The 7,239-nt window shown below is 61.2% G+C and carries 6 protein-coding genes; 2 read left to right on the top strand and 4 right to left on the bottom strand.

The features are described from left to right. The 3 genes from ACWGKN_RS19350 to rfbA all read right to left on the bottom strand — a co-directional run. Positions 1-1,040, bottom strand: a 1,040-nt coding sequence (locus tag ACWGKN_RS19350; RefSeq protein ID WP_452095812.1) for an IS1634 family transposase, incomplete at its 3' end; no start/stop codon positions are given. A gap of 292 nt (positions 1,041-1,332) precedes the next feature. Next, entirely contained in the window at positions 1,333-2,226 is an 894-nt protein-coding gene (gene rfbD, locus ACWGKN_RS19345) for a dTDP-4-dehydrorhamnose reductase (protein ID WP_452095811.1), read from the bottom strand. Between the two features lie 7 nt (positions 2,227-2,233). After that, a complete protein-coding gene (gene rfbA, locus ACWGKN_RS19340; RefSeq protein WP_035231405.1) occupies positions 2,234-3,115 on the bottom strand; it encodes a glucose-1-phosphate thymidylyltransferase RfbA in 882 nt (293 codons plus the stop codon). Positions 3,116-3,235: 120 nt separating this feature from the next. Between rfbA and ACWGKN_RS19335 the strand changes: the two genes are divergently transcribed. Together ACWGKN_RS19335 and ACWGKN_RS19330 are read left to right on the top strand one after the other, a co-directional pair. After that, positions 3,236-4,594, top strand: a complete 1,359-nt coding sequence (locus ACWGKN_RS19335) for a phosphomannomutase (RefSeq protein ID WP_452095810.1) — start codon at positions 3,236-3,238, stop codon at positions 4,592-4,594. A gap of 298 nt (positions 4,595-4,892) precedes the next feature. Continuing rightward, a complete protein-coding gene (locus tag ACWGKN_RS19330) occupies positions 4,893-6,302 on the top strand; it encodes a mannose-1-phosphate guanylyltransferase/mannose-6-phosphate isomerase (RefSeq protein WP_035231401.1) in 1,410 nt (469 codons plus the stop codon). A gap of 169 nt (positions 6,303-6,471) precedes the next feature. Here the strand turns inward: ACWGKN_RS19330 and ACWGKN_RS19325 are convergent, their stop codons facing one another. Next, entirely contained in the window at positions 6,472-6,846 is a 375-nt protein-coding gene (locus tag ACWGKN_RS19325; protein ID WP_035231399.1) for a PilZ domain-containing protein, read from the bottom strand. Positions 6,847-7,239: the final 393 nt, after the last annotated feature.

Raw genomic sequence — 7,239 nt, 5'->3', positions numbered from 1 at the left:
GTCACCGCGATCGCCTGCTCGGCGGCGAATTGCCGTTTTCTCTCGCGGCTGACCACCAGATAGCGATAGTGCTGGCCCGTCAGCCAGGCAATATTGGCCTCGGTGGCTATCCCCCGGTCCATGATTACCAGGGCCCCTGCCGGGGCCGCCAGCCCGGTCAGCATCTGTTCGAGGGTGGCGGCCTCGATGGCGTTGCCCTCGAACATCCGCGAGCGCCGAACAAACCCACTGCCATCGAGGACCAGGCCGAGGGTCACCAGCGGACAATCGGACCGTTTTTCCTTGGAATGGCCCCGTCTGGCCTTGCCGTTACCGGCCATCGCCCCCTCGAAATAGGTATTGGTCAGATCATACAGCGTTACCGTGGCCGGCAGCGAAAACAGGTCACTGATCCGGGAGAACAACCGTGCTTCGATGGCCTGGCGGTGTCGGACCAGCAGATCCGAGGTTCGATACAGCCGTATCAACGGCATCGCCTCGTAGTCGACATCGAGCAATTCCCCCAGCCCGCTCTGTCCGGTCAGCCAGGCATAGGTCGCCAGCTCGCTCCCCGGCTCGGCCATCCGGCCGATGATACTGCCGAGCGTGGCCGCCTGCTGCACCCCGTTCAAACCGACCTCCGCCAGGATCCGCGGCAACTGAAGCTCCGCCAAAGCCGCCAGCCCGGCATGCTCCACGCCGATGGAGCGGGGACGGACCAGTTCCAGGGAATCAATGTCGACCTCCTGATAATCGACGGTCTCCCGGACCTCGCCCCTCTCCTCCTTCGGGCCGCTCATGACCAGGCGGGCGGCGTAGCGCTGCGCCAGCTTCTCTACCGCAGGGGCTCCGGGGATCAGGCTCAGCTGACCGGCCAGAATCTGTTCGATTCTGGTACAGAGTTGCGGCCAGAGCTCCTTGGCAAGATCGAAATTTTTGCCCAGATTGAGCAGGGTCTGTTGCCGCACCTTGCCGCCGGTCCGTACCGAGGCGACCAGGCGGAAGGTGCTGTAGGTTTCCCCGGTCGGGCTGCTGCTGGTTTTGGTTTGTCGAATATACATGGCCACAGCATAGCCATATCCGGGGGCAAAAGTCAATCCCCTTGAATAATATTATGGCACTACAAAGTGACCCTAACAATTATCACGCAGAAATACCAATAGTTACCGGTTACGATGGAGCGGTTATAACGGCTACATGGAGCGGATGCGCTAAGCTTGGGGTAGGTCGAGATGACAGAAGGGGCAGGTCGAGATGACAGAAGGGGTAGGTCGAGATGACAGAAGGGGTAGGTCGAGATGACAGAAGGGGCAGGTCGAGATGACAGCGGGGGCAGGTCGCGATGGCAGGTTATCACCCCTGCCGCAGTGCCGCCTTGGCCTCTTCGATAAGGTTCTCCCGGAATTGACTGACAAAGGTGTCGACGTCCCGCTGCCAGCTGCCGAAGGTAGAGATGCCCGCCTTGTCCAGCCGGGTGTTGGCGAGGATCGAGTTGGCCGGTCGATGGGCCGCAGTCGGGTATTCGGCGGTGGCGCAGGGGATGAGGTTGTGGGGCACCTCCATCGCCTCGAGGAAGTAGCGGGCGGCGCCGTACCAGGTGGAGTGGCCGTCGCTGGTCGCGTGGATGATGCCGGTCATGTCCGAGTGCAGCAGTTTGCGGATCTGCAGCGCCAGGGTGTAGGACCAGGTCAGCGAGCCGTACTGGTCGTCCACGACCTTCAGCGGCCGCTTGGAATCGGCGAGTGCCAGACGGAGCATCGTCTTGAGAAAATTTTTGCCATAGGCCGAATAGAGCCAGGCGGTGCGCAGGATGATCGCGTTGCCGCCCAGAGCGGCGATGTACTCCTCGCCCGCCAGTTTGCTCCGGCCGTACTGGGACAGCGGGTTGGTCGGGTCGTCCTCGCTGTAGGCCTGCGGCGCCGGTTTGGTGCCGTCGAAGACATAGTCGGTCGAGATGTGGATCAGCCGGCTGTCGTTCCGGCGGGCGGCGATCGCCAGGTTTTTCGGTCCTTCGGCGTTGACCTTCCAGGCGAGCTCGACCTCGGTCTCGCAGGTATCGACGGCGGTGTAGGCGGCGCAGTTGATGATGACCTCCGGACGGGTATCATCGATGTAGCGGTCGACGCTGGCCGGGTCGCCGATATCGATCTGCGGGATGTCGCACCCCAGGGTCTGGTTGTCGGCGGACAGGATGTTGCAGCAGTCCGAGCCGAGCTGGCCCCGGGCGCCGATGATGAGTATCTTCATCTTTCCCTCAGCGTGCATTCTTCATCTCGGCGACGACATCGGTGATATACTGGCCATACTGATTTTTCATCAGATCATTGGCCAGATGGAGGAGCTGATCGAGGGTGATGTAGCCAAGCTGGTAGGCGATCTCCTCGATGCAGGCGATCTTCAGCCCCTGCCGTTCCTGGACCGCCTGGACATAGCTGGCCGCCTGCTGCAGCGACTCGTGGGTGCCGGTGTCGAGCCAGCAGAAGCCGCGGCCGAGCGGCTGGACCTTCAGGGTGCCGCGGCGCAGGTACTCGTTGTTGATGTCGGTGATCTCGAGTTCGCCGCGGGCCGACGGTCTGACCTGCTCGGCGATGGCGACGACATCGTTGTCGTAGAAGTAGAGGCCGGGGACGGCGAATTTCGACTTCGGCCGCAGCGGTTTCTCCTCGATCCCGACCACCCGGTTGTCGGCATCGAACTCGACCACCCCGTAGCGCTCGGGGTCGCTCACCATGTAGCCGAAGATCAGGCCACCGCTGGTCAGCTGGGAGCTTTCCCGCAGGATCTTGGTGAAGCCGGGGCCGAAGAAGATATTGTCGCCGAGAATCAGGCAGACCGAATCCTGGCCGATGAATTCCTTGCCGATGATGAAGGCCTGGGCCAGGCCTTCCGGGCGTGGCTGCTCGGCGTAGCTGATCGCCAGCCCAAGCTGCGCTCCGTCGCCGAATAGCTCGCGGAAACTCGGGAGATCGTGCGGGGTCGAGATGATCAGTATGTCCCGGATGCCGGCGAGCATGAGCACCGACAGCGGGTAATAGATCATTGGTTTGTCATAGATGGGGATCAGCTGTTTGCTGATGACCCGGGTCAGGGGGTAGAGCCGGGTGCCGGAGCCGCCGGCGAGGATGATGCCTTTCATTGGTGCTCTTCGTCACTGAAACGGTGGAAAATGCTTGCTGCAGGCGAGCTTGTCTTTTAGTATCGCCCGATGAGTCTGGGAATATACCGAACCCCAAACGAAAAGGAAACGCAAAAAAAAATGGACTGGTCGCCGCCGCCGTGCTTCAAGGCCTACGATATCCGGGGCCGGGTGCCCGATGAATTGAATCCGCCGCTGGCGTACGACATCGGCCGGGCCTTCGCCAGCGTCCATCAGGCCGGGAAGGTGGCGGTGGGCCGCGATATCCGCCTTTCAGGCCATGAGCTGTCCCGGGCGCTGATCGCCGGCCTCGTCGATATGGGCGCCGATGTCCTCGACCTCGGGCTCTGCGGCACGGAAGAGATCTACCATGCCGCCTTCAGCCTCGAGGGTGAGGGCGTCGATGGCGGCATCATCGTCACCGCCAGCCATAATCCCGCCGACTACAACGGGATGAAATTCGTCACCCGGGGGGCGCGGCCGGTGACCGGCGAGGCTGGTCTGTCGCAGATGGCCGAACAGATCTGTCGGGGAACGCTGCCGCCGCCGGCGAGTACCAAGGGGCGGTATGGCGCGCGGTCGCTCAAGGCTGATTATGTCCGGCATCTGCTCGAGTATATCGATCCCGCCGGCCTGCGGCCGCTGAAGATCGTGGTCAACAGCGGCAACGGCTGCGCCGGGGCGGTGGTCGACCGGTTGGCACCGCAGCTGCCGTTTGACTTCGTCCGGCTGCACCATGATCCCGACGGCACCTTACCCCACGGCGTCCCCAACCCCCTGCTGCCTGAATGCCGGGCCGAGACGGGCAGGCTGGTGGTGGAATCGGGCGCCGACCTGGGGATCGCCTGGGACGGCGACTTCGACCGCTGTTTCTTCTGGGACGAGCACGGCACCTTTATCGAGGGCTACTATATCGTCGGTCTCCTCGCCCTCGAGATGCTGGAGCGGGAGGCGGGGGCGAAGATCCTCTACGACCCCCGGCTGACCTGGAACACCGAGGAACTGGTGCGGGGGGCCGGCGGGGTGCCGGTCATGACCCGGACCGGCCACGCCTTCATCAAGGAGCGGATGCGGCTCGAGGACGCGATCTACGGCGGCGAGATGTCGGCCCATCATTATTTCCGCGATTTCGGCTACTGTGACTCGGGGATGATCCCCTGGCTGCTGATCTGCTCCCTGCTCAGCCGCCGCCGGACCACCCTGTCGAGCCTGGTGGCCGAGCGGATGCGGGCTTATCCGGTGTCCGGCGAGATCAACTTCCGGGTCGCCGACCCCGATGCGGTCATCGCGGCGGTGGAACAGCGGTATGGTCACGGCACCATCGACCGGACCGACGGGCTCAGCATCGCCTTCGCCGATGTCCGCTTCAACATCCGCAAGTCGAACACCGAGCCGCTGCTCCGGCTCAACATCGAGACCCGGGGTGATGCCGCCCTGCTGGCGCGCACCCTGGCCGAGCTGCGGCAGATGATCCATTGAACTGTCGAGGGAGTGTATTGCCGGAAATGAGAGTACCCAACCGGCAGGAAAGGACAAGATTTCTCGCTTCGCTTCGAAATGACAGAGGGGGTGGCATCACGCCCTTCGCCCTACCGGGAACGACGGGATGTCTCGCTGCCGCTCGAAATGACAGGGGAATTGAAGAAATGACAGAGGTAAAGAACGATATGACAGGAGAAAAAAACGAAACAGCAGGCACCAGCGTCCCCTTCGGCGTCGCCACCGATCGATCCTGTTGGTGTGCGGGTGGCGCAGATACATCAGTAGAGGTTTGAATATGACATCCATCCAACCGGTCATTCTGGCAGGCGGCACCGGGTCGAGATTATGGCCCCTGTCCCGCGAGCTCTACCCGAAACAGCTGCTGCAGCTCATCGACCAGACCTCGCTGCTGCAGACGACCCTGCTGCGGGCCGGCCGACTGCCGGCGGTGCTGCCGCCGCTCATCGTCGTCGGCGAGGAGCACCGGTTCATCACCCGGACCCAGGTCGACGAACTGAAATGCTTCGACGAGTACACCATTGTCCTCGAGCCGCTCGGCCGCAATACCGCCCCTGCCGTCTGTGCCGCCGCCGAATACAGTGGCCGGCACAACGCCGCCGGGACGGTCCTGCTGGTCCTGCCGGCCGACCATATCGTCAGGAATCAGGATAAATTTCAGGAAGCAGTGGCTGAGGCGGCGGAACTGGCGAGCCGCGGCGCGATCGTCACCTTCGGCATCACCCCGCAATACCCTGAGACCGGCTATGGGTACATCGAGCGCGGAGAACAGGGGGAGGTCGTCACCTTCAAGGAGAAACCGGATCGGCCGACCGCCGAACGGTATCTGGAGAGCGGCAGGTTTTTCTGGAACAGCGGCATGTTCGCCTTCACCGTCGAATCCTTCCGGGCCGAGATGGAGAGGCATGCCCCGGCCATTGCGGCGAGCATGGCGCAGGCCGTTGCCGAAGGAGAGCGTGACGGCTGCTTTTTCCGCCTGGACCGGCAGCAGATGGAGCGCTGCCCGAGTGATTCCATCGACTACGCCCTGATGGAAAAGACCGCGAAGGCGGCGGTGGTGGCGGCTGACCTCGGCTGGAGCGATGTCGGTTCGTGGCAGGCCCTGTGGCAGGTGCTTGACAAGGATGGCGACGGCAATGTCTGTCAGGGCGACGTCTATCTGCAGGCAACACGCAATTGCCTGATCCGGTCGGAGGATATGCTGGTCGCCGCGGTCGGTTTGGAGGATATGCTGGTCGTCGAGACGGCGGATGCGCTCCTGGTTGCACCGCTGTCGCGCTCGCAGGAAGTCAAACAGGTCGTCGAATACCTGAAGAAGACCAAACGCAAGGAGTTTTTCAGCCATTCCACGGTATATCGGCCCTGGGGCTGCTACACCGTCCTCGAAGAACAGCCCCGCTACCAGATGAAACGGATCACCGTCAACCCCGGGGCCAAGCTTTCCCTGCAGATGCACCATCACCGCTACGAGCACTGGGTGGTGGTGTCCGGCACGGCCCGGGTGACTAACGGTGATTCCGTCATCCTCCTGCACGAGAACCAATCGACCTACATTCCCGCAGGAACGGTGCATCGGCTGGAAAATCCCGGGGTGATCGACCTCGAGCTGATCGAGGTCCAGATCGGCAGTTACCTCGGCGAAGACGATATCGTCCGTTTTGAAGATGTCTACGGCCGCCAGCAATGATGGTCTGCCGGCCCCTGTTCAGGCGTGAAGCGATTGGCCGGGGGACTGGAATCGGCCACGCCTCAGCGACTCGGAACAGTCATCTCCGGGGATGGCTGCCTGATGGTCCAATCCCGGCTTGAAAACGAAATGAAGTGCCGCAACGGCGATGGAGGGATCGGGAGGCTGTTCAGTCTGTCTGCTCCGTTTTTTGCATTTGCTGCCGGCGTTGCCTGAAGGCTTCTGTGTAACGGGCGAAGATTGCCCTTCCTTCCTTTGTCATCTTCTTGAATAGTATACCCGACACGAATCGTCCCGCCGCCGGAGTGGTGTGGATGATCTCCCCCAACAACTCGACCAGGTTGTCCTCCAGGCCGACGGTGACGAGCAGCAAGGTACCAGGTTCAAAACGGTCCTTGATCTCCATTTTGATGCCGTCGATTGAAACATCCAGCGTCCGACCCATCGAGTAGATGCCTTTGCTGCCGTCCGCATTCATTACGGTGTAATCCAGAAGGTGGAGTGCATCGTACCTGATGAATCTTCTCTTTTCCGTTTCTGTCATTTCCTGAATTCCTGAAGATGTTTCCCGGGCCATGCCGTGTACCGCTGGTCTCCCGGTGAGATCGTTGCCGGCCGGTAGCCTGCTGCAAGAAAGCGGCCTCTTGATTGACGGAGAGCTCTTTCCCACTCCATGGTGTCGGTTCGATCAGTCCTAGCACATGAAATTACACCATAAATATACCTCGCTGTCAAGGATGCGGCTGTTACGGCAGGGAGAGGGAGTGGCTCTGGCAGAGGAAAACGGGGGCTAGTGGAGAGATCCAAGAATGAAAAAATAATACAAATATGTAACGTAAAAATATCAATATGACAAAAAAGAATCGGAAATTAAGTGCCCGGTAGTTTTGTGATTCATTAAAAACTAGTAATACTGGTATATTACATTAAATAATTC

This window comes from Desulfoprunum sp. (assembly GCF_053613775.1).
Note: the sequence above shows the minus strand (reverse complement) of the source record. Positions and strands in the feature narration are given on the sequence as shown.

Excerpts from the sequence above, each read along its gene's own strand:
- ACWGKN_RS19335 (WP_452095810.1), top strand. The coding sequence starts at position 3,236 with ATGGACTGGTCGCCGCCGCCGTGCTTCAAGGCCTACGATATCCGGGGC.
- rfbA (WP_035231405.1), bottom strand. The coding sequence starts at position 3,115 with ATGAAAGGCATCATCCTCGCCGGCGGCTCCGGCACCCGGCTCTACCCC.
- ACWGKN_RS19325 (WP_035231399.1), bottom strand. The coding sequence starts at position 6,846 with ATGACAGAAACGGAAAAGAGAAGATTCATCAGGTACGATGCACTCCAC.
- rfbD (WP_452095811.1), bottom strand. The coding sequence starts at position 2,226 with ATGAAGATACTCATCATCGGCGCCCGGGGCCAGCTCGGCTCGGACTGC.
- ACWGKN_RS19330 (WP_035231401.1), top strand. The coding sequence starts at position 4,893 with ATGACATCCATCCAACCGGTCATTCTGGCAGGCGGCACCGGGTCGAGA.